Here is a 24,695-nt window from a genome sequence, read left to right as displayed (position 1 = left end):
TATTCTTTCGTTCGTAGACTTATTAACATTTACCATCTTCAGAAAAGTGAATGATCCTTTTCAAGGTATTACATTGATGCAAATTTTTCACCTTTGGTTTTTTGGGAGATTGGCTTATTGTCACAGAAGCAGAATCACTGTCAACAGAATTTTCCAGGGACAAGAGATAATAATTGAGTGTAATATTGTTATTTTCATCCCGCTCTAAAAATCTTCCTGCTTCAAAAATACCCAAACACTCTGACATATTATTGTCAGGAGTAAAATCGATAACAGCCGACTCATGAGTATGACCGCCCAGAATTGTAAACTTGTATTCCGACCTGCCCAGAGAACTAAAATGCTTTGCTGCAAACTCTATGTATTGATTCGTATCTTGTTCTGTTGCATATTCCCGCTCCCTGAGATAGTACTTTATATGCCTGCACTTATCGTCCGAAATCGGATCCTTGCAGTTAATATAATATAGAAAATCTTCAAGTCTTTTTTCAATATATTCATCTTTACGCTCTTTCTCAATAATAGATAGAATTCTTTTGAGAAGTTGTTTTTGTTCTTCCGCAGTCAGACCGAACATATCCATCTTAAAATCATGTGCAAGGCTGTGGATCAACTTTAGCCACACTCCATTCGGATGATTGTCCTCACCGGGTTCAAACTTACATTCTGCATTGAGTATTTCTTCAAACACCTTGTTCTCGATGGAATAGTGAAGATAATAAACATCGCTCAAATAGTTAATATCATACATCGGTGTGTGATGCATCATATAAACCAGATTGGATTCCATACTGGTATGCGACCTCATCTTGCTAACCTCTTCAGCATTCACCTTGACTTTGTTTGTTCTCAAAGGATTCACATCACTGTTAGTATTCAAATTAACAACACTTAACTTGAGCTTTTCATAGTTAACAATCTGATTGACATCATACCTGACAATCTCATCAATCTCAGCGCCCAGCAAACTATGGATAAAATTAACAAAGTACGAATACTTTATCATCGTATCTCCTAAAGCGCCGGGTGTACCCGAAGTTGTAATACGCAAAAGATTATGTGCTTCCAACTCGTTCATTGACGCATAATCATGATTACCGGTCGATATAAGAATACGTTTTTTCCAGTCACTGCGGATATAATCTTCACCGTACTCTGATTTTTCACTCCATATCTTTCTGACAATGTGTTTTATTGTATGTTCGGCTTTTTCATAAGATTTCTTCAAAACTGACGCTTTATAATCACCTGTGATAACATCACCTGTAATCAACAGAAGATCGGGTTTATTATTATCCAGCTGCAAAGTCCATTCGTCAATCGCCTTTTTTACATCATCATCTATTTTCCTGCTTCTTTCAGTCAGGTCTTTTTCTTCTGCTTTGATATGCAAATCAGAAATATGGAGGATTCGAGGTTTATTATCATCGTTCAATGGCTCAATATAGCCATAACTGGATACCATGTCACGAAGATATGACATATCACGTGTTAACACAATCTCAAGACGATTTCTCAGGAACAAAACATTTCTGATATTCCACAAATCGTCATAGGAAAGAGGCTCTATGTCCATGGTTTCTTTAAAGCTTGTTCCCTTGTACATAATTAAGTAATAATCGGGGTCGAAGTTCACCGCTTTTCGGCTGTCTTCAATTAATACAGGTATTAAAAACAGCTTACTGCCGTTTTCTGATATAAACCCTGTCACAGCTTTATCAATCATTGTCTGAGAATCACCATGTATAAGGTTCTTATATTTCGTGACAATCGTATCTATCGCTTCGTCAGACAAATCTCCGTCTGTCAGATAATCCGCAAACTCATCGGACGAGGCTATCGTTGTAATATGGTGCTCCTTGACACCTATTATCTTGCACATACAACAAGCTGTAATATTGCGCATATAATTACATAGATGCACATAATCATATGGATTGGTAATAGGCTTCTTTTTCGACTCAAGTTCACACAAACGATAAAACAACATCAGCATGCTGGTAAGCTTGTAGCATAACTTTATCAGTTCTCCTCCGTTAATTCTTTCCTGAAAGCCCATGAAGTCTGCCAGAGGGAGTAATGAACTTGCTTCATTCCTAAGTCCATTACTATCCTTCAGTTTATTGAGCATTTCATGAAACTCACTGAAAACCAGGTCAAACTTATCTTTTGATAGCATTTCATACCACAAGTTCCTCAGTTTTTTGAAACCTCTGTAAATCACCTGTGTATTCTCCAAAAAAGCAAGCTTTAAAGCGCTCATCCATTTACTTACATCTTGATTCGGTAAGATGATATACTTTTTCAAAACTCGCTCTACCATATGACACTTACTGTCATCCACACCGTAAACGGAAGACCATTTTATCAGTTTAGCAATATCAAATCCGAACTGTTCTTCGACAGGGAATGAAACCAACTTTGTATAATGAATATAATCAGCACTGCTATTACCATAAAAATTCTTATACTGCTTCGAAGCTTTATATTGGTCAAAACACCTGTCGTAAAACGTAAAGATTTCTGGTAAATTATTGATGATATAAGAAGAATACAAGGCGGCAAGCATTCGAACAACTGTCAGAAAAAATGTAAATTTCAGATCCGGCATAAAACTATTGTTACTGTCGATGTTCTCACTCGGATTACATAGATCGAGAATGAAACTCAATTCGTTGTTCTCATCCATCTTAAGCATTCCGTCAAGTAGCTCCGATAGAATAATATAAACTGCATTTCGAAGCTGATAATACTGAGCCGGCTGCTTCCTGGACAAAATTTTGATATAAGAGATCAGCCACTCGAATTTCAGCCATAGAACACCTTTTGGTTTAACGCCGTTTTCTTTCGCTTTGATCTCTATGCTATGAAATACTTCTTTTATGTGAGACAATATTCCCTCTCTCAAACTCCTCTCATACTCTAAAGGATTATTCTCTCTGCTCACAGCATTTGAATGAACGGTCTCATAAATCTTAAAGATATTATGTGTACATATCATCCGAGCAAAATCTCTTCCGGGCTTTATAATGCAGCGATAAACGTTTTTTATATCTATAAAAATCGCTATTTTCCTTTGATCATCACATTCAGACAACAATTCTGTAAAAGCTGATTTTCCAAAACGCAAAACACCTTTAATATTTTTCTCCGATAAAGCAGCTAGACACCCTTCCGGACCAAACAGTTCATGTACGCAACCGTTAATATCAACATATCTGAAACCAACACCGGGTACAAACTCTACAGAATAATACAGCCACGACATAAACCAATCCGGTATATCAGAAACATCAATTGTTTCGTTGAGCCATTTATCATATTCGATCACGGTTTTCGGAGAGTGCTTTTCTTTTAGCCGCCGATATTCGTTTGCAATCATGGGTGTAGTTGAGCGCTTCCACATCAGATGGTACTGATTTGTCAACTGACACGCTGGACAAATGCTGTTTTTTGTGTTAAAGGAGGGTACATTCAACCGCATGTAGTAATAAAAATGTTGATCAATCTTATCCGGAAGAAGGTTTTGGATCGTTTCATAAGAGCTTCTGTTAGACAGTAATATAATGCCTTCATATAATGAAACACATCTCATATCCATACCAAATCCGGACAAAAGCATATACACAAATTGACGACTGCGATAGAAAGTTGTACCCTCGACGATACAGTTATCCACAAAGTATACGTTTACCTTTGCTCCGCTGATATTTTGGTACAGACTTTGATACTCGTTGGTGATATGCTCATATTTTGAGCGAATCTCATCTCTGAAAGAAGAATTGATTTTTATATTGATTATCCTACTGTTATTATCAAATGCATTTTCGATCACAGCCTTTAAAAAAGCGGAGTTAGACGCATTCAGCGGCGATACAATGATATTGAACGCATCATTATTGACAGACGGTCTTACGACTGTTTTCAACCAATTAATAATACTGTCGAGATTATCTTTTTCCCTGCAATATCGTTCATAATCAAGATCGTACTGAAAATGGTTCTTTTCACATGAGATATGAGAATATCGAAGCTTTCCGTATACTTTATCAATTCGTTTCTTATTAATTCTTTCTGCTTCCTTTCTCCTTTCCTGCTTTGTTGATTTTGGGGGATAAGTCGTCGTAATGCATTCAAGATCAAACAGCTTTTTCTTGTGATTCAGGCTATCAAAAATCACATTAGGCAAGGTAGAAGTTTTATCAACCCCTATCAAACTCTTTCTATTGCCGTTGCTTTTATCATCTTGATTACATATTTCGCATCCGCATCGGCTGGAATCTAAAGCGCCGATTTCTGTCTGAGAAGCCTTATACCACTTTCCTTCAGGATTAAATATATACTTTACCCTTCTATCATGCCAGGACTCGACAACAGGATTAATCGATTTAATTTGAATTGTTTTCTTATCTTCATCAAATTCATCCCAGTAAAATTCGCTGATCCTCTTATTCTCTTCTTTTTTGCCTACTACTACCAATGAAGAATTCAATCCGAAAACAGGGGGAGTTTTTAAGTTTTCACTTTTACAGATACGAATAATAAAATCCTGAATTCTTTGGACAGTGGATAAAGTGGTAGAAAGAGGTATAACAGGATAAAAGATATATTTTTCGAGATCATTGTCTCTTATATGGTGTCGGTGTAAAAACTGACGAATCTCACTTCCTTGCGCCAGCCATTCTCGTTGTTCCTCTTCCCGAATATATGAAGGAAAAAGTATATAATCAACCTGTTCTATTGTTGAACACTCTTTTTTCAATATATTGCATATCTTCTGAATCAGTATCAGCGAATACTCACCGTAAGCAACCATGACAATAGTCTTTCGTTCAATTAATAATCCGCTCTGTTTTTCAAGCGAAAGATAGTCATCCAGTATATCACGTGCTACTAAGTATGCAAATCTATACACATTGGCATAATTATTAAACAAAAAATCTGCATTATAGTATTTATCAACGTGGATTTTAGATCCAATGCTCACATGTACATTGCTTAGACAACATCCATTAGGCGTTGTTTGCATATCACTGAGCAAATTATGGTTGATATATTGAAAAAACCATATTTTTTCTTCGATAGGGTTTATCCTGTCATTATGATATTCTTCAGAATTATCGATATCAAGATATAGATCAAACGGAAAAATCGGTGTAGCGTCTGTCTCTATAGGCTTTATATTTGTTGTTTTTCGCTCATCATAAAAACCAGTAAGATACCTGATGACGGGCAAAAATTCCATAGTTGTTTCAGAATTGAAATAGAGATAATTTCTAACGCTACGCTGCGCCGACACCAAGTCATTACCGCACAGTACATAACAAACACACGGAATTTGTGAGGAATCATCAAGCTTACACATAGCAATCTGGGAATCTTTAAGACGAAATCGCTGATAGTTTTCTCCGCTGATATCACAAAAAGCAGCATACATCCTAGTAAACTCGATAATTTGATTCTTTTCATTGAGAATCAGTGCTATGCGGTAAGTGCTATCTTTGTCTTCTAATTGATAGTTTACTATAGCTTTTGCAATCAGTTCCATATCAATAACAGTAAACCCGACAGGACGAATGCAAATAATCCGGTTTATCTGATTTGCTATTGGTTTAAGAAGCTTTTTCAATTGTATACAGAGCAAATTAACCAAAGAGTTTTTCGGATGACTCTGTTTATCTTCCTCTGTCAACTCAATATTAATTAAATAAGGGATAAACTTCTCACGGATGTACCGTGTTTCAAATAACTCAATCGGTTCCTGTGTTACGATTGCGGTATCTTGTCCTAAATTATCAGAAATCGGAATAATCGCTTTATATATTGTTCCGGAATAATACTCTCTATCTCTGGTGTTTTTTGATATCTCAGTTTTATAATCTTTCGTATTCTTGTCTATTTGATTAACAAGTGATCGGTATGTATAGCCTTTTATTCCCTCTTCTCCTGAAGGTGTTCTCACTATGAACGCGCCATGATTCATGCGAACAGTCCGTTCGAATATTCTCAGGCCATAATGGATAAGCAGGTCACTTTTGCTGTGCGGTTCATAACGAAAAATATCCTTGAGTCCGTTTACAGTAACATTGCTTCTTGTAGCCTCAAAATGCTCCTTCATACCTTTTGTTCCATTACGACCAAAGGCATTATCAACGAAGCATATCTCAAGATAAAACTTATTCTCTGACTTTAGTTTATAACCTTTGTATTCCTCATGAAGGGAAAGCAAAGTGTTTACGTTGTTCTGCACTATTTCAAATCTTGTTTTTGTATTGGAAGAAGCCTCAATTTCTGTTCTGTGTATTCTCAAATAGAAATATGCAGATTTGCTTTGCGAATAAAGGCAGGCGTTCTCAATGATTTGTCTCAAGCCATCAGAAACAGCTTCGGCATGATTTAAAGAGATATCAAAAAGCGATTTGTAAAATTTTAAATCCTCATCGATTTCATCACCTGAGTCATTATAATTGTCTTCATCTTTATCTTCATCTATATCTTCATCATCAAGGTTGGCGATATTGTTCTGTAAAACCTCAGACTCAACTAGGTAGCGGATAATCAACGAACAGACATACTTTGTTATTAAAGGTAATGTATCCGTTTCTTTCATAAAATAGGAGATAATTTCCTTCGCTACACCTGAACCGTTTTTATTCTTTTTCAAGATATCGATTATACTCGCTAAATTTGAGTAAATCATTTTGGAATAAACGATATTCATATCATCGTCCGGTCCGATAAAGAACAGACTTCCCCAGCGCATATCCTTACTGTGTAAAGTATCCATTTTATCTTGATTATCATAGATAAAATTTTTTGTATACAGTTCCGGATGACTATTTGTTATTTTTAGAAGGCGTTCCAACTCATCAGTTGTAAGATTGTTTTTCCGGATAGATGTTGTGATCATCAAATCTAAAAGAAAGCATATATCCTCATCATTGATATTTTTAACACCGATCTTTTTGTATTGGAACTGACTTTCACTATTTGTAACAGCAATAATCGGCTGTAAACGTCCATATCGTGTTTGCGATGTAGTATCTTTTCCGTTTACGACGATTGATAAACTCTCTCTGAAAATCTGCTGTAAAAACAAAAACTGTTTGATCTTTGAAGTCAATTGATCTTTATTTTTACCACCCTTAACAGTAATGACAAGTTTCGTTTTGAACCTAAACATTCTTGCCATATCAGCAATCGGGAAAAAATAAATCAAATTCTCTATATTATCTTCTTTAATGATAACTTGAAATTCAATGATTTCGCCTTGTTTATATTGATTCTCCATCAAGCGATTTTGGACTCGGTTTTTACACTCAATCCATTCATGAAATGTATTCTTGTTAATAGGTTCCATTATTATTTCCTCCTACAAATCAAAGGATCTCTTTTACTTATTTATAATCACGGTTTTACTCTATACCGTTTTTTTCTTTCTGCTTTTTTATTTGAATTATCGTTAACAATATCCAACCAACGTTTGTTTTCGTTGGCCATTATTTTTTCTATTCTTTCAGCAAAATATCGATTGCGTTTTGATTTATCACGATAGCGTCCGACACCTTCTGCGTAAAGACTCAATTCAGACTGCAGTAGCTCAGCAACACATCTAAAATGGAGCCACTTCTCCTTGGCTTTTATTAATGATAATAATGCCGCTGATACAGATGTAACAAAAGACAGACAATTTACGATCAATCTTGTTTTTTCGCTATAACATAATACACTATTAATTATCGGAATTGTTGCAGGAACAACTATCCCGATAATACTTAAAAGAAAGTAAATAAACTTCACCTGTTTAGCTTTTCGTATGTACCACTCAACCGATTGTTTAAAGCGTTGTTCCAAATAAGGATCATCTATCGTATGTCCGCTTGAAGTATGTAGGCGATTATTCAAATTAATTATTTCAGATATTTTGCACATAATTCTTCCTTCTTTGTATAAATATATATTCTATTTTACCATCAATTTCGACGGCGTTCCACATATTTCTACTATTGTAATGTAGAAATATACACGTGTTCTCTGTACATAATACACAGAAAAACTTAAACTGTTTTGTAAATCCATCATTATTAATTATGACAAGCAGTTCAGCTCATTTATTTCGAAGATTAGAAAGGATTCATTGCCAAGAGCATACTGTCAAAAAACAGCAGCCGCGCCCAATAAAGCACGACTGCCTCTTTTTAACAAATAGTGTGGTGAGGTTACTGTTTAAGAGTTTCACTTTTAGCCCTGAATTTCTCTTTTCTTTAGTAACCTTAAACAGATGCTTTACTCCGTAACACCAAAAAGATATTGCGGAGCGATTGCATACATACTACACCTGGGAAAATACAACGATGACTTCTTTATACTACTTACCCTCTCCAGTAACTCCTCAGGCTCACAATACAGCGCCTTTGCCAGCTTAATTACATACTCAGCCCGCACCATGTTGATGGAATCGGTTCAGTAGAAGCAGCCGCGATCATAATCGTAATCTTGTCTTCCATAATCAAATTAAGGCTTTTTGATAATGTCCTTTGTACCATAATAATTGCATCGTATCATCCTGTACCCTCTTTTCTCAAGCTATTCCCAGAGGAATAGTTTTTCATATGACTTTACTATATACTCCTATAGGAGTATAGTATCAACCTGTATGAATAATTAAATCAGCAGTATGGATGAATATATGCCTTACACAAAAGGCAATCATAGGCTCTCTTCCTCCCGTGATTATCTCAGTCTTGCAATTTACAGAGAATAAGTATATGATATATTTATACTAAATAGTCTGCATATTCCCGTACTGCTTTTTGTCCGTGAACATACAGATCAAGAAAAGGAGAATTAGATGAAAGCAAAAACCAAACCATTATCGTTTTCCGTTTCGATCATTTTGATCCTGACCCTCATCCTGTCATTTGCGATGCCGGGTCATGCGGCAGAAGTTGACCCGGCACCCACATCCGCGACAACAGAGTATGTCACTCTGTATGCGATCGAGGTTTGGGCGACATCCTACATGTCGATTCCGGATTCGTATCCGCAGAGCTATCAGATCAACACCGACGGTCTTGTTGATCCAACCTTTACATCGCTGGATCCGAAGGGCGTCTCGGTATCTGAGAGCGGCTTGATCACCCCCGCCGTCACCTATACCTACTGGTACGGCTACAACTCCTATCCGGAGCCTTTGGAGGATAAGACTCCTACCGACATTACTTCTGAATACAGTTTTGCGGGAGGAGAGATCAAAGTCGCCGCCAAGAATCGTACCTATTATATCCGTGTCAACGTTGTGGATTATGCCGATGTATACGCGAAGAATGTCGATCTGTATTATCTGAACAGCGACTACAGCAGTTATATTTCCCTTCCTTCCGATTATCCTCAGAGTTATCGTTTCCCGACGAGCGGCATGACCAATCCGCAGATCCGTTCACTCGATCCGTGGGATGTGACCGTTGAAAACGGCGTAGCGACACTTGCCAAAAGGACCTGGTACTATTACGGGAACGTCGGCTACTCCTCCCCTATTCAAGGCAGAGAACCGGATCAGATCGAAGAGACGGTCTCGGAAAACGGCGGATATGTCACTGTATCCTCGGGCGGAAAGACTGAGCTGTATCATATCAACGCCGTTAATTATGCAAAAAAGTATACCGAGAATGTGATGCGCGAGTATCTCGATCAAAACATCACATCATCCATGACGACCTATGAGAAGATCGACGCGATCGCGCGGTTTGTCGCAAACAGAGAATACGATTACCGCTATAGCAACGCCGTCGGTATGGTCGTTACGGGAGGCGGCGACTGCTGGGCTTCTACCTCCACGATCGTACAAATGGCGCAGATGATCGGTCTGCAAAGCTGGTGGAGAAACGGTAATAAGGATTCCGGCGCAGGCTACGGCCACGCCAACGCGATGGTCTATGACGGCACGGACTACTACCAGGTGGAAGCCGGCTACAATATGGATGCGCCGCGCTACTATTCTATTGAAAAGAGAGATTCTCTGTTTTCGATCCGCAACAGGAATGAGGGTGTTGAGGTCTATCAATACGACGACGTCCCCGACAATCTGACGGATACCTTTGAGATCCCGAGTGAGATCAACGATCAACCGGTCGTATCGATCGGCGACAATTTCTGTATCGACTACTGTCTTGAGCGAACCAAAAGAGTCAAGCGTATCGTTATTCCCGATACCGTTACCTCCATCGGTGAAGGCGCGTTCATCTACTGCGGAACGCTCAAGGAAATCACTATCCCCGCGTCCGTTACCTCGATCGGCGAATACGCGTTTGCGTACTATGTCAATCAGGACATCTACGGTGATACCGATAACGAGAAGTTCATTGTACGCGGCTTCAAGGGTACTGCCGCTGAAACATACGCTAAAGAAAACGGAATGACCTTTGTCGAGATCAAGACTTTGCTCGGTGATGTAGACCGCAGCGAAGATGTCACCGTTGCGGACTCAACGTACATTCTGCGCCACGAGGCAGGAATCAATACACCCTGCACCGTCAGTGCCGATTTTGCCGATGTGAACCGCGATTCAGAGATCACGATCATGGACGCAACGCTCATCCAAAAATGGCTGAGCAATATCAACGTCAACTGCAAAATCGGAGAACCGATATAAAAAACATAAAACGAAAAGATACGCCTCCTATGTAAGAAATAAGCTCTTACTCATAGGAGGCGTATTGTCATTTATTATTCGCCGATAAATCAAGCATTAGCACACCGGACTGAATCTGCTTGTATTAAGGCTGTCCGGCAATAGCGTTACGATCCCTTTATTCTCTATATTGAAGGGAAATGGGTCGCATGAAAGGATGATCTTTTTGACGGTCTATCAGGGATATTGAAAACATGTTGATACGTCACTTTTTAAGAGGGGGGATTTTTGAGACACGGTAAAAGCTCACTGTTCAAGCCGTTTTCTATCGACCAATAGCAATGGAATAAGAAATAATTAATTGCTCTTTGATACAAACAATGATCTTTGAGTAAAGCTCAAAAAAGATTTATTGAGCTTTATGCAATTCTCCGGTTCTCCGTATTACCATTAATGCCTATCCCGATTGATTCTCCCGAGTAGGGTCTTTTTTCCCGGCGCTTTCTTCTTCTCTTTCTGCAAACAGACGACGGTTGTACCTTAACAGCTCACTTGATAACTTAAGCAAATTCTGACTTCCTGATCGAAATACGACTACCGTATAATTAATAGCTTTATACTTTTGGTATATCGGCTTGAGCAACGCCGGCACCTCAGGCGCAGCAGACTCATTCCGGTTGAGCCAAATACAGACAAGCTTCTTCTCAATCATTATTTCACATTTCATACAGCCTACCTCCCGTTTCTATCAATAGTGTTGGCATGAAATTAGATGGTAAACATTATAAAATAGCATTGCAGAAATAACTTATCAATATGTTTATCGATATCTGAATAAACAGACTCTGCAATAATCTTTGTCTCATCCTTTTCAGAATCGCCTAATCCTCAAAAAATGTATCAGAGGTGATACGCATTCTCTTCTCGATTATGCGCGCAACTTTTTCACAGGTGCCATCCTCATAGGTTTTCTTTATAAAGCGAGTCATTTTCTCAATATCCTGAGGACTGATTTGAGCCCTATCAATTTGATCATATTTTCTAAACATAGTTATCCTCCTATATTCATTTTATTTAGCCGCTGTTAAGATCCATAGCGACCGTGTTTTTCCATGATTAGAATAGATGTAAGCGTCTTGTAAAGCTTACATTTTTTCAAAAAAATTCTCCTTAAACTGCAAAAACACCTTTACAGCTTAAGGAGAATCATGTATAATTATCCCATGAGCTGTAATTCCGTCCAGGTTTTCAGTTCAAGCCGCGTAAGGTATTGCCGTACCCTACGCGGCGTTTTCTTTTCTATTATACTATCATAACAATCATATGTTTGTCAACAACTTTTATATTATTTTATAACAATTTCAGAACTTTTATTATTTAGATAATTATTATTGACATTGCTATTTATAAATATTATAATATATATACTACTCTATAGAGTAGTACTTTACTTCTCTATAGAGTAGTACTGAAAATAATATATTTTTTTATAATTTCAAAGCAACAATTCTTACAACCACCATAGGAAATAGTTTACCGGTATCACCAGCACTATGTCGAATACCGGGACATACTATTTGAGAAAGGAAAAGGGAGAAAAATGAAATCAGAATTTTCGTCTGCTGTCTTTTCAGAAAGACTCAAAGCCGCCAGAATCAAAGCCGAACTATCACAAAAAGGACTGTCTGAACAATCAGGAGTATCTCCTCTCAGCATCAGCGGTTATGAATCATCAACAAAAAAGCCAAATCTATCCTCTGCTTATGCTCTTGCTTCCGCATTGAATGTCTCATTAGACTGGCTTTGCGGATTAAGTGAAGAAAATGCAACGGAAACGTCAGCTTCGTCTACAAAAGACTATTTACTCTTTACAACCAGAGTGATCGATACGATCACTGATGAATCTTTCTTGAATTTGGCCGAGGATCATCTCATCTCCGGAACGCCAATCTATGATTTTATCATCGACTATCTCAAGTTCAAGGATATGGTTAAGAACTGGAACACAAACATAGAGACTATCAATGAAACACTGAATCATTTATTTCAGGATTTTGAATCATACAGCGTAGAATCACTGCTAACTGCATATTAAAAAGTGACCCAGCCTCAGAGAGCAAACTCCCTGAGACTGGGTCTAATTTCATTCGATATTATAATTTGTGAATCGTGCCTCTCATCATGCTTCCTTAACAGAATAGATTATTACTAAATAATCTCCTTCTGCAACAGTGCCAAACCGATGTCTGTGGCGGATGTCTATCTGTCTCATTTGGCACTTGCATTAATGTGAGCATAGCTTTTATATCTCCGTTTACTTCCACCATACAGTTAAAAAGCATTATTACATATAATATTATTCAAATATATAACAGTTCCGTTTTTATTTTTGAAAATTTAAATCTTTTTAGATCTAACAGAAATAATAAGTTCATTATTACATATATTTTTTTTCCATTGCGGCCAACTTTTTGTACTATTAGTTATTTTTTCATAACTATCTTTTGTAACTCTTTTTTCAATAATTATTGTGTGTGTTTCATTCATATTTATTCTAGAGCGACTAGCCATTATTATCCTCTCCTTTAATCTCATCATAATATGATAAATAGGCAACTTTTTCATAATCAAGATATGACAATGGATTCATTGGATTCCGGATTTTTGCTTTGGTTCTGTCCCACTCAACTTTATTACCATCTTCATCTTTTCTAATCTTTTGACCCCATTTGCTTGAAGTCATAGCAAATAAATCAATGTATCTACGAGGTCCTACTCCGGAAAAGGGGATAAAAACAACTTTTTCCCCTACATCTTCTAATTCGGTCGATATTTCACGCTTATAAAATTTTATAGCCTTGCTTTTAGGGTAAGGCTCAATATATACTACCTTTTTTATTCCTGCCGCAATAATATGCTTTGCGCAGTTGTGGCAAGGAAAAGTAGTGGCATACATTGTGGCATCTTTACTAGAAATGCTATTTCTAGCACATGAAAGGATAGCCTCCATTTCAGCGTGAACTACCCTTCCGTATTCTGTTAATGCTCCTATTCCGGATCTTTTTATTCTTTTTTTATTGTCTGGTGTATTTTCAACACCCAAATTCAAAAGTATCTTATCTATAATCTCATTCTGTTCTTTTTTGTTCGAATCAAATCCAAGCATATAATCACGCCCATTTTTTTCATCATAATAACAATTTTGATCATGTATCTGCCAGTATAATCCTCCTTTATATCGGGGACAATCATTTACTCCAGAAGATAATATTTCATTATCTCTGGTTATCACGGCTCCAATTTGTCGAGATAAATCAGCAGATCTCATTGAAGCAGCATAAGCCATAAACATTGCATATTCTTCAAATGTCGGTGTAATAAAAGGATTGCCAAAAAGCAAATCAATTAATCGAAAAACAGAATTTTGAATGTCATTTGTATTTGCTCCCACATTAATAAAGTAATCAGAGTTTTGAAATGCATCCTGAGTATGCTGACCTAAGTCGTTGATTTCATCTGAATCTCTCGTCATTAATTCAAGTGCTTGAGACGATTCCATATTCTTAACATTCGTCAAATAGTTTTTTCTATTACAAATATTGCTTGTGATACCAATCAAATGGAAGCCATCACCATACACTTGTTTCAGATAATCTGCTTCGTCAGGATGTTTAATTGACTTAATAATATATGCTGTTCGCTCTCTTGGTGAGGGATTATCAACAGAATCCCTTTGGCTAAGGATATAAGCTACTACACCTTTCATAATGATACTTGCATCATTAGTTCTTTCCCTTACGTCATTGCCTAAATCCATAAAGTATTTAATACGGTCATACTCTGTAGTGAAGTTTAGTTCACCGTTCCCTTCGGAGAATGTCGATAGGATTTCAGATGATACATTAATCACTTCAACATTATATAAAAATTTATTCAGATGTTCCTTCATATACCTGATAACATTTTCAGTATCAGTTCCAACAGTAGTTATTAATCCAAGAACAATTTCAGAACCAACCATATTACTAATTACCTTTTTTTGAATCTCGATCTTGTTTATTACACATTATAACACCTATAATTGAAATCTCTATTCTAGTTAACTGATTATAATGTTTATATAGCTATATTATCATAGTCCATTATGAAATGCAATGATTATATCTAGAATTCAGAGCATTTATCTAAAAAGAGTCTTTTCATTAAAGCTCTGTTTAAGAACCTTAACGCCCATCATATCCCTTAAACTGTCTAAAGCATATTCATAGAGCCATTGTACTATATAATAAAACAATAATACTAATTCTCGATTTAAACTATTATCTCTTTAATATCCTGGTAATTCTATCAATTACAAAAAGAGCATCCTCCTTAGTCATATCCGCAAATAATGGCAGTCTAAGAACTCTGGAACCATAGTCCTCCGTTATTGGACAATTCTCTGGATGATACCCCAACTTCTGACCCATAGGTGCTGAATGAAGCGGAACATAACATATGTACGCCATAATACCTTCACTCTTAAGACTATCAACCAAACCTGTTCTCACTTTATCCGAAGGCAAGAGGATATTGTACATATGACCATTGTGTTGAACGGTATCAGGAACAACAGTTCTTCGCAAGTACCCTTCTTCATCTAATTCCTTCAATCCCTCGTGATATGTATTCCAGATTAATAAACGCTTCTCCATTATTTCATCAAAGCGCTCTAATTGAGCAGTCAGAACAGCCGCTAACAAATCAGAGGGCAAAAAAGATGATCCGATATCATGCCATGTATATTTGTCTACCCATCCCTTTAAAACCTGGCGACGATTCGTTCCCTTTTCTCGAATGATTTCAGCACGATCTAAATACTTATCATTGTTAAGTACGATAGCACCACCCTCACCCATAACATAGTTTTTCGTTTCATGAAAAGAGAAGCATCCAAACTCCGCCAATGAACCTGCAAATCTACCCTTATACTTTGAACCGATAGACTGAGCTGCATCCTCTATAACAAACAAGCCATATTTTTCCGCAATACGATTAATTGTGTCCATTTCACATGGCACACCTGCATAATCGACACAGTAAATGGCCTTCGTTTTAGGTGTGATTAATCCTTCGATCAGTGATTCATCCATATTTAACGTATCTTGCCTAATATCACAAAAAATCGGTCTTGCTCTCCTTAACAAAAACGCATTTACAGTAGACGAAAAAGTAAACGAAGGGACTATAACCTCATCGTCCGGCTGAAGATCAATAAGTAATGCAGACATTTCCAGAGCAGTTGTACCGGAAGTTGTCAATAATACATTATCGAAGTCAAAGCGTTGCTTCAACATCTCATATACTTTCATCGTATATTTGCCATCGCCAGAAAGTTTACTATGATGTAATGCATCTATTAAATATTCCTCTTCGAGTTTTGTAATTGAAGCTTTGTTAAACGGAATCATTGATTAATCTCCCTTATATTATCTATTAGTCTTGCTTGTTTTAAAATGCTTTTATACGCAGATACTCTCTTATCTTTCAATGAAATACATTGCAAAAACTCTCGGATAGATTTTTCAAAAGATGAGTCTTCGGGAAGATTAAGCAAAATATCCGGATCATTATTGACTTTTTTGACCAATTTGGGGGTGAATCCTGCAGGTGCAGTAAAAATCCGGTTTGTAAACAAATTCCCTTTACTGCCCCAAACTTCCAGATCACATTTATAGCAGTTATCCATACCAAATGAAAGCTGAGCTGTTAACCCCGAATCATTTATCATTGTTGCTGTACCAAAGATGTCAACCTTAAAATCTTCTATGTAATTCAGATTAGAACAAACAATTCGTGCTGTCTCGCCTAATAGAATTGATGCAAGTTTTACAGTATAGCCACCGTTATCTAGTAATGTACCGCCACCAAGTTCTTTATTATACCTAAAATCATTAATTGATCTTCGAGGAAATCCAAAAGCAATTCTATATAGTCTGACATCACCGATTTCACCTGATTCAATTATTCTCATAATCTCAGTGATTTGTTTGTGATATACAAACATATAGTTTTCATGAATTGCTAAATCTTTACTCTCAGCAAGAGATATTAAAGACTCAGTATCTTCAGCGGAAGTAGTCGAAGGTTTTTCAATGAACAGGTGCTTGTTGTTCTCTAAAGCCTTCATACCCCACCGATAATGTAATGCCGGAGGTAACGGTAGATAAACCGCATCAATACTTTCATCTTCAATTAAAGAAGAATAACTCATAAAGATTTTTCCGCCATAATTCTCAATGAATCCTTGCGCTTTCATCAATTCAGATTCAAGAATAGAATCACTGTATTCGCCATTCCACTCATTAGCGGCTGCAATCGCAACGCCGGAAAACTCAAATTCCTCAACTTCATTGAGAGCGGGCATAAAGCGTCTAAATGCAATCTCAGAAGGACAGATTACACCAATGCGAATCTTACTCAAACTTTCATCTCCTCTTCATATTTCTAACAGAGATATGAGATTTCTTAATTGTATATTTACTGTGTTATTAATCTGAATTAATGAATTGAGAGTTCTGTAAGTTACCCAAAAATATCCATCCGGTAATTCTCTCAATTCATCCTTGTTTATTTGAATTATTATATTATCATTTTCTTCATGATAGAAACGTCCTCCCTCTTCAGAAAGAACGTTATTAAACAAAACGCCATCGTTCATAGCCAATTTTTCTTTGAACAATGAATATACCGGATCTATTGGATCATCGGATACTGCCTCTCTCTGTACAGAAGGACCAAATTCAATCCTATCGAATGCACCGATTTCCGGTTTAGCTTTAACCAGATATTTCCTTACACTATTATCTATGCACGTAAGCAACCCAAACATGGCTCGCCCCATCGCTTCAAACAACGGTTGATCCCAATGACGCACCTCTCTACCTTCAATTTCGATATCGCAGTGAATCAATCTAAAGCTATAGGGTTGTTTACAGATGAATTCTTTATCTTGATTATAATCCCAATTATTCAAGCTGTACAAAGGTACCAGCTCATGTTTCTGTTCATGAAACATCTTATAATCATTGATGTAATGATATAAATCAGGCAACTCGTAGTCATTAGAATTAAACATGGAACGAAACAAATCTTTATCTTCAAAAAATTGTTCAACATCTTTTCCATCACCAATGATAATCGGAAGACTGGAAAGAACAGTACGCGTATCCATATTAACCAAATTCGGTATCTTCATAAGCTGCTTGATTTGATACAATGTCATCCACTTATGTGTAGCTGACTCAGGCACATCCTCGTTCACCAGAATAATAATATTCCTATTGCGTTTTCCAAGAAATCTGGAGGACTGTTCCGATTGAATCTGATCAAATAGAATCTTGTATTTATTGGCATTTAGAAAATACTCTAAGTACTTTGGCTTTGCCCCGCCGTGTTTTTGTGTAAAGTTGCTTTTTGTCGCTTGAATAGTCGGTGAAATCTGTACACAGTTAATGTTTCCCGGCTCTATTTTAGATTGCATCAAAAAATGCAAAACGCCATTAATAACCTTGCAAATAATACCAAGATAGCCGATTTCCGTCTGAAGGATAATGGGCTGCTCTGCTATACTGGTATCGTTATCAGTTATTCGAATTCCTGTGATTTGAAAGAAACTATTATTTTGGTTTCTAATCAATCCACTATTATTATCATAAAACCAAACTGTACTTTTATTTATGTCAGTTTTTCTAATATTAACTATAGTATTTTTGTTTCTGTCATTTACCCAATCAAGTAAATCATCAGTATCATGAATACTAACTACATTCTTATTCCATGATTGGAGAATCAAGTTATCTATTCCCATACATCTTCTCATAATAATTCTGATACTCACCGCTGATGATCTCCTGCCACCAGTCTTTGTTATCGAGATACCACTGGATCGTCTTTTTGATGCCATCCTCAAACTTTGTTTCCGGTAGCCATCCGAGTTCGTTATGGATCTTCGTCGGATCGATTGCATAGCGCAGATCATGACCCTTGCGATCGGTAACATATGTGATCAAACTCTCTGGTTTACCGAGCTCTTTACAAATCAACTTCACAATATCGATATTTGCCATTTCATTATGACCGCCAACGTTGTAGACCTCGCCGACTCTGCCATTATGAATAATCAGATCGATCGCTTTGCAATGATCCTCAACATAGAGCCAATCGCGAACATTTTCGCCCTTGCCGTAAACGGGCAAAGGCTTATCCGCAAGAGCGTTCGCGATCATCAACGGAATCAACTTCTCAGGGAAGTGATAAGGTCCGTAATTGTTAGAGCAACGACTCACAGTCACAGGCAATCCATAAGTACGGTGGTACGCGAGCACCAATAAATCCGCGCCCGCCTTTGACGAGCTGTAGGGACTGCTGGTATGGATCGGTGTTTCTTCGGTGAAGAAGAGATCAGGTCTGTCAAGCGGCAAATCACCGTAGACCTCATCGGTACTCACCTGATGGTAACGCTGAATACCGTATCTGCGGCATGCGTCCATCAATACCTGTGTACCAAGAATATTGGTCTGTAAAAAGATCTCAGGATTCTCGATCGAGCGATCGACATGGCTTTCTGCAGCGAAGTTCACCACCATATCAGGATACTCTTCTTCAAAGAGCTTGTAAACCGCTTCTCTGTCGCAGATATCTGCTTTCACAAATCTGAAATTCGGATTGTCCATCACAGATTTCAGTGTACTCAAATTACCTGCATAAGTCAGTTTGTCTAAACAAATAATGCGATAATCCGGATGCTCTTTCAGCATATGGAAAATGAAGTTGGAGCCGATAAAACCGGCGCCGCCTGTCACGATAATTGTCATTGATTCATAACCTCCTCGGCTAACGAAATGATGTATTTCCCGTAGTCGGTGGTTTGCAATTCCTTACCGAGCTTCAATAATTGCTCTGCGGTGATAAAGCCACGACGCCATGCGATCTCTTCAATGCAGGAAACATAGTAGCCCTGTCTGGACTGCACCGCTTCTACATATTCGGCAGCATTCAACAAGCCCTGCGGCGTACCGGTATCAAGCCATGCGATACCGCGTCCGAGCAAGCTGACCTTCAACTTACCCTTCTCAAGATATGCGTTGTTGACCGAGGTAATCTCGATCTCTCCGCGCACTGAAGGTTTGACGTTCTTCGCGATCTCAACGACCTGATTATCATAGAAATACAGTCCGGGAACAACAAAGTTTGACTTTGGCTTCTCGGGCTTTTCTTCGATGGAAATGACATTGTGATTCTCGTCGAATTCGACGACGCCGAATTCCTTCGGATTCTTGACGAGGTATCCGAAAACCGTTGCTCCGTCGAGATCGCGGATAGCATTCTGCAAGGTAAGCGTCATATTCTGACCGTAGAAGATATTGTCGCCGAGAATCAGGCATACGCTGTCGTCGCCAATGAAATCCGCACCGAGAATGAATGCATCAGCAAGCCCACGAGGCGAGTCCTGCACCTTGTATGTAATCGATACGCCGATCCTCGAACCGTCGCCGAGTAATCGCTCATACAGCGGTGTATCATCGGGCGTTGAAATAATCAGTATTTCGTTTATCCCGGCGAGCAGCAGCATCGACAGCGGATAATAGATCATCGGCTTGTCGTATACCGGCAGCAGTTGCTTTGATACCGCTACTGTCATTGGATATAATCTTGTTCCACGCCCTCCGGCAAGAATGATACCTTTCATAAAAACCTCATTACAACGAATAAATTATGATACCGATAATGATGATGGAAAGCCCCAGCATCTTTTTCTTGGTGATCTTTTCTTTGAGAAACAGCCAACTGAGGACCGCTACAAAGATGTATCCCGCGGACTCCAGGATCGGTCCCAAGGATAGAGGAATAACTGTATAAGCCCAAATCGAGCAAAGTGTCGCGCCGAAGAAAATGATGTATGCAAAGATGACTCTGGCATTCAGATATTCTCTGATCTTATTCGGATATTCCTTTTGAGCCGCCTTTTTGAGGATAATTTGCGATACCGACGAGATAAATACGCCGAATACAAATATCAGTGAAAACAAAATCTTCTCATTCATCTGCTCTCACCACCACTATCACACCGATAATCACGATCAGCGCTCCGACTATCATGTTCCACTTAATGGTCTCGTGGAAGAACAACGCTCCCCAAAGAATTCCCCAGGCGATCGTCACCGCTTTATTGGCATAGGCAGTATTCAGCGGCAAATGCTTTATGATCTGCTGCCAAACAATAGCGTAAACGCCGAGATTGAGGATCACCAGCGCATACCAGAACAGCCACCAAAATGAAAGGAATTCATTTTGAGCAGCCATCTTGGAGCATACGCCACTGAGGGAATATACAGCTAAAAGGATATGTAGATATAACAAATACTTTGCTACATTTGTCTTACTGTTCATCTCATAAAAAACTCACTATCTTTATCAATAAGCTCTACACTACGTGAAGGAACAATGACTTTAGCAGATGCCACGTCTCTGTCCACATATGCACCGGCGCCAACTAAAACATAATCGGAAATATGGATAGAATTACGTAACGTACAATTAGCACCCAAGAAATTTCCTTGCCCAATTTGAATATCTCCACATAGTGTGCATCCCGGTGCAAAAAAGTTGAAATTCCCGATCTGACAATCATGGCTGATGGTAACACCCATTTCAAAATGATTACATAGTCCTATTTTTACTCTGGGACCGATATTCACTCCGGCAAATACAGTTGTCCCTTCTCCGATATTATCACAGTAAACATTTGCATATTTACTGATAAAACTCTGAAAACTAAATCCATTCTCTTTAAACAATGAATATAATCTTTCTCTGATTCTATTCATTTTTGGCATACCTACTCCCAAGTACAACTGGGTATCCTCAGGACTAAAAGAAGCAAGGAAATCTTCTGTCGATATAACAGGGCAAGAATCCAGTTGCTTTGTGATAATATACTCCTTATCAATAACAAAACAATCTGTTGATATACTTTGTTCATTCTGAAGTAAGAATCTAATTTCTCGTGCTCTCTGTCCGGCGCCAAAGATAACATTATTCATCTTTATCCTCATCAAGATTTATCGAACTTCTTATTACATACTGCGGTGAATTATTAAGGCTTATATAGATTCGTCCAATATATTCACCTATTAAACCTAAGATTAACATGATGACGCCACCCATAAACAAAATTATTGCTATAGTTGAACTCCATCCAACGCTAATATCAGGCAATGATATCTTTCGTATAACTACAATCAATCCATATATAAAACCTATAATAGCACAAAGCACGCCTAACAACGAAGACGCTCTAAGTGGTACAACAGAAAATGCCGTAAATCCATTGATCCATAAAGAAAGCGATTTGATAAAACCAAAATTACCTTTCCCTGCAAATCGATCTCTTTCTTCCATTTGAACAGTTTTAATCCTGTTTGTTGTTCTTAATACAAGCCCTTCCAGATAAGGATATGGATTCTCATATTTTAGAATTTCATCTATGATATAGCGTTTCATAGCGCAAAAATTCGAAAAATGGATCTCCTTTGGTTTCTTTAACAAAACACGGGACATTAATGAATTTACTGAACTCCCAAAGTTTTTAAAGCCTGATTGTTTCTTTTCAGGATAATCAGCCATAGAATAATCAGCTTCATCATTGATTAGTGGTTCCATCAAATCCCACAATCGATCCATCGGGCATTGTCCGTCATCATCCAAACAAACAATGTAATCACCTTTAGCAACCGAAAAACCCGCCATTAACGCAGAATGCTTGCCAAAGTTTTTTGCAAGATCAATTACTTTAACTTTGTGATTCTTTTCTGCTATGTCTTTCAAAACGGATAATACTTTATCCGGTGAAGAATCATTTACAGTAATGACCTCATAATCATAATTCGTCTTCATTGAGACTACGCTTATGATTTCATCGATAACATATTCAATTGTTTTTTCTGATCCATAACAAGGGATTACAAATGAAATCATATCCAATTCTATCACCAGCTATTTCGTTAGTAATAATACCAATTTATCGCGCCACTTCCTTACCGCAAATTCAAATAATTCTGTTATTAATGGCGGAGGAAATACTACAAGTATACAAAGACACAAAACAAGAAAGACACACTTTTTCAATCAAACTAAACTTTCAAAGGTTTATTCTTCTCTAGTACATACAGCAAATACAGATACCCCATTAAAATCTTCTTCCTTTATAAAAACAACTTTATCATTATAATGTGAATTAAAATAATTCTCATATACCGTCTTCTCTGTGTCTTTAATTATAATTTTTATTCTTGGATTGTCAACCATAGCTTGAAACAGATTAACTGCATTATATTGCTTAAGAATAGACTGGTATTCGGGAGAACCAACTTTCCACCCGAACGAAATCAAATTGTCATGTCTGGGGTATGGAGAAATAAGTGGAGTATTATATTTAGGGCAAATCTCCACCTTTTCGCTAACAAAAAGTGTTCCTTCGTTACTACTAATGTATTCTGAAACATCAGTATGCTCGTTAATCCTATTTTGTTCAGCACCAGATATAACAGCACAAGTATAAAAGTTTACTACTAAAACGATTGCAAATCCTATTGCTCCAAAACGTTTTATTGCATTATCTTTGTTCAGATTATTTCTAATATTCTCAATATCAAAGAAGCAATATAGTAGAATTATCGTCGGAAAGAAAATGTTAAATGCAACTCTGAAATTTAGTCTAATAAAGTTCATCACAACTATTAATGATAAACACAAAACAGAAAGAACGCTTAGACAGATAAAATGATATCTGTTGCAAACAAATCCAGTAACCAAAATATATGTCAATATAGGTAGAGCTAGAATAAAAGTATAATCGAATTTGAAAACAATAAAATACGCTATGAATAATGCTATCAGTAATATTGGAAAAATCGGTTTAATCTTATTTCTGAATTTAAGTAGTACTATTGCTAATCCTACCAATACCACACATAAGCCCAGCATGAAATAGATTCGAATTCCGGATAGCTTGGATAAAAATTCGGTTATGATGAATCTATTGCCATATCCAGCAGACTTAGAATACTCACTAATGCTATTTAATTTGCTTGTACTGAAAAATGTATTATCTGTTGAAAAAACACCTACTTTTAAATCGTTTTCAGAATAGATTCCTATTGAGTTATAGAATTCTTCATTCCCTTCATAAGGAGCGTGATAATAATCCACCACGTTGCTTCGAGCATGATTATACTTTCTATAATCCTGCCATTCTTTATCACTAAACGCCAAAGAATTAGAAAGTACATTGGACAAAAAACATATACAACAAATCAAGACTATTATCAGTACATCTTTGCATGCTTTTCTAATAATATCTTTATAATTCTTTTTATTGCCCTTTAATATGGTAACAAATCTCCATAGGATTAGGCTGGCAACAAAGATTATCAACACTGGGTATAAGGAAGAAAAACGAACCAATGTCCCGAGCAATACCAATGCAGCGCTTGTTACCATCTGCAAAGCAGACCAAGAACCTTTACGATTCCAAAGTAATGCATAAAACAACAGTAAGAATCCTGCTGTGATTTGTATCGTCGCAGTCTGAGTCCACTGAATGATAGAAACAGCCTGATTGATAAACAGGATAGAATAACTTAAGATAAATCCAATTGCTAGTAATCTATTAAATCTTTTTATCATCACATAATTAATGCAAATTAACCCAAAAGTATTAAGTACAATCTGAATTACTACAAACCAATTAACTGATGGGATAAAGCGATAAATAACACATAGAAAAGAAGTAAACAGATAATTGATATAGAGGGATCCGTTTTCACCTTTTGCCAGAATAGAACTTATAGTATAATCATCGTTTGTAGAATAATAGAATTGAAAGTTATTTATCACTATACATAATAGAATAGTTAATACAGCAAAAACGATAGCAATTACTAATGCTTTCTTAGCAAGCTTGTCTATCATTGTCTGTCGGTGGGAGGATGAAATCGTCATAAACTCTTCCTTAATTAATAAA

The 24,695-nt window shown here is 37.2% G+C and carries 18 protein-coding genes; 2 read left to right on the top strand and 16 right to left on the bottom strand.

Annotated elements, in window-relative coordinates; genetic code table 11:
* Positions 1-22: 22 nt before the first annotated feature.
* Positions 23-7,360, bottom strand: a complete 7,338-nt coding sequence (locus JKK62_RS03050; RefSeq protein WP_201426936.1) for a metallophosphoesterase — start codon at positions 7,358-7,360, stop codon at positions 23-25.
* Positions 7,361-7,407: 47 nt separating this feature from the next.
* On the bottom strand, positions 7,408-7,932 hold the full coding sequence (locus JKK62_RS03045; RefSeq protein WP_201426935.1) for a DUF4231 domain-containing protein: 525 nt from the start codon (positions 7,930-7,932) through the stop codon (positions 7,408-7,410).
* Between the two features lie 919 nt (positions 7,933-8,851).
* On the opposite strand from JKK62_RS03045, the gene JKK62_RS03040 reads away from it, so the two are divergent.
* Positions 8,852-10,651, top strand: coding sequence for a leucine-rich repeat protein (locus JKK62_RS03040; protein ID WP_201426934.1), 1,800 nt, complete (start codon positions 8,852-8,854; stop codon positions 10,649-10,651).
* Between the two features lie 436 nt (positions 10,652-11,087).
* Here JKK62_RS03040 and JKK62_RS03035 read toward each other — a convergent pair whose 3' ends face one another.
* Both JKK62_RS03035 and JKK62_RS03030 read right to left on the bottom strand, forming a co-directional pair.
* Complete coding sequence (locus JKK62_RS03035; protein WP_201426933.1) at positions 11,088-11,357, bottom strand: hypothetical protein; 270 nt, start codon at positions 11,355-11,357, stop codon at positions 11,088-11,090.
* Between the two features lie 154 nt (positions 11,358-11,511).
* Positions 11,512-11,679: a hypothetical protein gene (locus JKK62_RS03030; protein ID WP_201426932.1), complete on the bottom strand. Its 168-nt coding sequence runs from the start codon at positions 11,677-11,679 to the stop codon at positions 11,512-11,514.
* Positions 11,680-12,230: 551 nt separating this feature from the next.
* Here JKK62_RS03030 and JKK62_RS03025 point away from each other — a divergent pair.
* Positions 12,231-12,725 carry a helix-turn-helix domain-containing protein gene (locus tag JKK62_RS03025; RefSeq protein WP_201426931.1) on the top strand — a complete coding sequence of 165 codons (495 nt, stop codon included), beginning with the start codon at positions 12,231-12,233 and terminating at the stop codon, positions 12,723-12,725.
* Between the two features lie 302 nt (positions 12,726-13,027).
* Here JKK62_RS03025 and JKK62_RS03020 read toward each other — a convergent pair whose 3' ends face one another.
* The 12 genes from JKK62_RS03020 to JKK62_RS02965 form a co-directional block, all read right to left on the bottom strand.
* Positions 13,028-13,201: a hypothetical protein gene (locus tag JKK62_RS03020; RefSeq protein ID WP_201426930.1), complete on the bottom strand. Its 174-nt coding sequence runs from the start codon at positions 13,199-13,201 to the stop codon at positions 13,028-13,030.
* On the bottom strand, positions 13,194-14,651 hold the full coding sequence (locus tag JKK62_RS03015) for an anti-phage dCTP deaminase (protein WP_201426929.1): 1,458 nt from the start codon (positions 14,649-14,651) through the stop codon (positions 13,194-13,196). Before JKK62_RS03015 ends, JKK62_RS03020 begins: the two co-directional genes overlap by 8 nt.
* A 298-nt stretch (positions 14,652-14,949) precedes the next feature.
* On the bottom strand, positions 14,950-16,080 hold the full coding sequence (rffA, locus tag JKK62_RS03010; protein ID WP_201426928.1) for a dTDP-4-amino-4,6-dideoxygalactose transaminase: 1,131 nt from the start codon (positions 16,078-16,080) through the stop codon (positions 14,950-14,952).
* Positions 16,077-17,093 (bottom strand): Gfo/Idh/MocA family protein, encoded by a 1,017-nt coding sequence (locus JKK62_RS03005; protein ID WP_201426927.1) that lies wholly within the window; start codon positions 17,091-17,093, stop codon positions 16,077-16,079. The genes rffA and JKK62_RS03005 overlap by 4 nt, the downstream gene beginning before the upstream one ends.
* 15 nt (positions 17,094-17,108) lie before the next feature.
* The gene (locus JKK62_RS03000) at positions 17,109-18,479 is read right to left on the bottom strand and encodes an NDP-hexose 2,3-dehydratase family protein (RefSeq protein WP_201426926.1); all 1,371 of its coding nucleotides are present in this window, start codon (positions 18,477-18,479) and stop codon (positions 17,109-17,111) included.
* Positions 18,466-19,485, bottom strand: coding sequence for a dTDP-glucose 4,6-dehydratase (gene rfbB, locus JKK62_RS02995; RefSeq protein WP_201426925.1), 1,020 nt, complete (start codon positions 19,483-19,485; stop codon positions 18,466-18,468). Before rfbB ends, JKK62_RS03000 begins: the two co-directional genes overlap by 14 nt.
* The gene (gene rfbA / locus JKK62_RS02990; protein ID WP_201426924.1) at positions 19,482-20,360 is read right to left on the bottom strand and encodes a glucose-1-phosphate thymidylyltransferase RfbA; all 879 of its coding nucleotides are present in this window, start codon (positions 20,358-20,360) and stop codon (positions 19,482-19,484) included. Before rfbA ends, rfbB begins: the two co-directional genes overlap by 4 nt.
* Positions 20,361-20,370: 10 nt before the next feature.
* Positions 20,371-20,715, bottom strand: coding sequence for an EamA family transporter (locus JKK62_RS02985; RefSeq protein WP_201426923.1), 345 nt, complete (start codon positions 20,713-20,715; stop codon positions 20,371-20,373).
* Positions 20,708-21,061: a transporter gene (locus tag JKK62_RS02980; protein ID WP_201426922.1), complete on the bottom strand. Its 354-nt coding sequence runs from the start codon at positions 21,059-21,061 to the stop codon at positions 20,708-20,710. Before JKK62_RS02980 ends, JKK62_RS02985 begins: the two co-directional genes overlap by 8 nt.
* Positions 21,058-21,714, bottom strand: a complete 657-nt coding sequence (locus tag JKK62_RS02975) for an acetyltransferase (RefSeq protein ID WP_201426921.1) — start codon at positions 21,712-21,714, stop codon at positions 21,058-21,060. Before JKK62_RS02975 ends, JKK62_RS02980 begins: the two co-directional genes overlap by 4 nt.
* Entirely contained in the window at positions 21,707-22,663 is a 957-nt protein-coding gene (locus JKK62_RS02970; protein ID WP_201426920.1) for a glycosyltransferase, read from the bottom strand. The genes JKK62_RS02975 and JKK62_RS02970 overlap by 8 nt, the downstream gene beginning before the upstream one ends.
* A gap of 156 nt (positions 22,664-22,819) precedes the next feature.
* Complete coding sequence (locus JKK62_RS02965; protein ID WP_207752123.1) at positions 22,820-24,673, bottom strand: hypothetical protein; 1,854 nt, start codon at positions 24,671-24,673, stop codon at positions 22,820-22,822.
* Positions 24,674-24,695 lie beyond the last annotated feature (22 nt).

The organism is Ruminococcus difficilis, from assembly GCF_016680995.1.
Note: the sequence above shows the minus strand (reverse complement) of the source record. Positions and strands in the feature narration are given on the sequence as shown.

Coding starts and splice junctions, on each gene's coding strand:
- JKK62_RS03050 (WP_201426936.1), bottom strand. CDS start 7,360: ATGGAACCTATTAACAAGAATACATTTCATGAATGGATTGAGTGTAAA.
- JKK62_RS03045 (WP_201426935.1), bottom strand. CDS start 7,932: ATGTGCAAAATATCTGAAATAATTAATTTGAATAATCGCCTACATACT.
- JKK62_RS03040 (WP_201426934.1), top strand. CDS start 8,852: ATGAAAGCAAAAACCAAACCATTATCGTTTTCCGTTTCGATCATTTTG.
- JKK62_RS03035 (WP_201426933.1), bottom strand. CDS start 11,357: ATGAAATGTGAAATAATGATTGAGAAGAAGCTTGTCTGTATTTGGCTC.
- JKK62_RS03030 (WP_201426932.1), bottom strand. CDS start 11,679: ATGTTTAGAAAATATGATCAAATTGATAGGGCTCAAATCAGTCCTCAG.
- JKK62_RS03025 (WP_201426931.1), top strand. CDS start 12,231: ATGAAATCAGAATTTTCGTCTGCTGTCTTTTCAGAAAGACTCAAAGCC.
- JKK62_RS03020 (WP_201426930.1), bottom strand. CDS start 13,201: ATGGCTAGTCGCTCTAGAATAAATATGAATGAAACACACACAATAATT.
- JKK62_RS03015 (WP_201426929.1), bottom strand. CDS start 14,651: ATGGTTGGTTCTGAAATTGTTCTTGGATTAATAACTACTGTTGGAACT.
- rffA (WP_201426928.1), bottom strand. CDS start 16,080: ATGATTCCGTTTAACAAAGCTTCAATTACAAAACTCGAAGAGGAATAT.
- JKK62_RS03000 (WP_201426926.1), bottom strand. CDS start 18,479: ATGGGAATAGATAACTTGATTCTCCAATCATGGAATAAGAATGTAGTT.
- rfbB (WP_201426925.1), bottom strand. CDS start 19,485: ATGACAATTATCGTGACAGGCGGCGCCGGTTTTATCGGCTCCAACTTC.
- rfbA (WP_201426924.1), bottom strand. CDS start 20,360: ATGAAAGGTATCATTCTTGCCGGAGGGCGTGGAACAAGATTATATCCA.
- JKK62_RS02985 (WP_201426923.1), bottom strand. CDS start 20,715: ATGAATGAGAAGATTTTGTTTTCACTGATATTTGTATTCGGCGTATTT.
- JKK62_RS02980 (WP_201426922.1), bottom strand. CDS start 21,061: ATGAACAGTAAGACAAATGTAGCAAAGTATTTGTTATATCTACATATC.
- JKK62_RS02975 (WP_201426921.1), bottom strand. CDS start 21,714: ATGAATAATGTTATCTTTGGCGCCGGACAGAGAGCACGAGAAATTAGA.
- JKK62_RS02965 (WP_207752123.1), bottom strand. CDS start 24,673: ATGACGATTTCATCCTCCCACCGACAGACAATGATAGACAAGCTTGCT.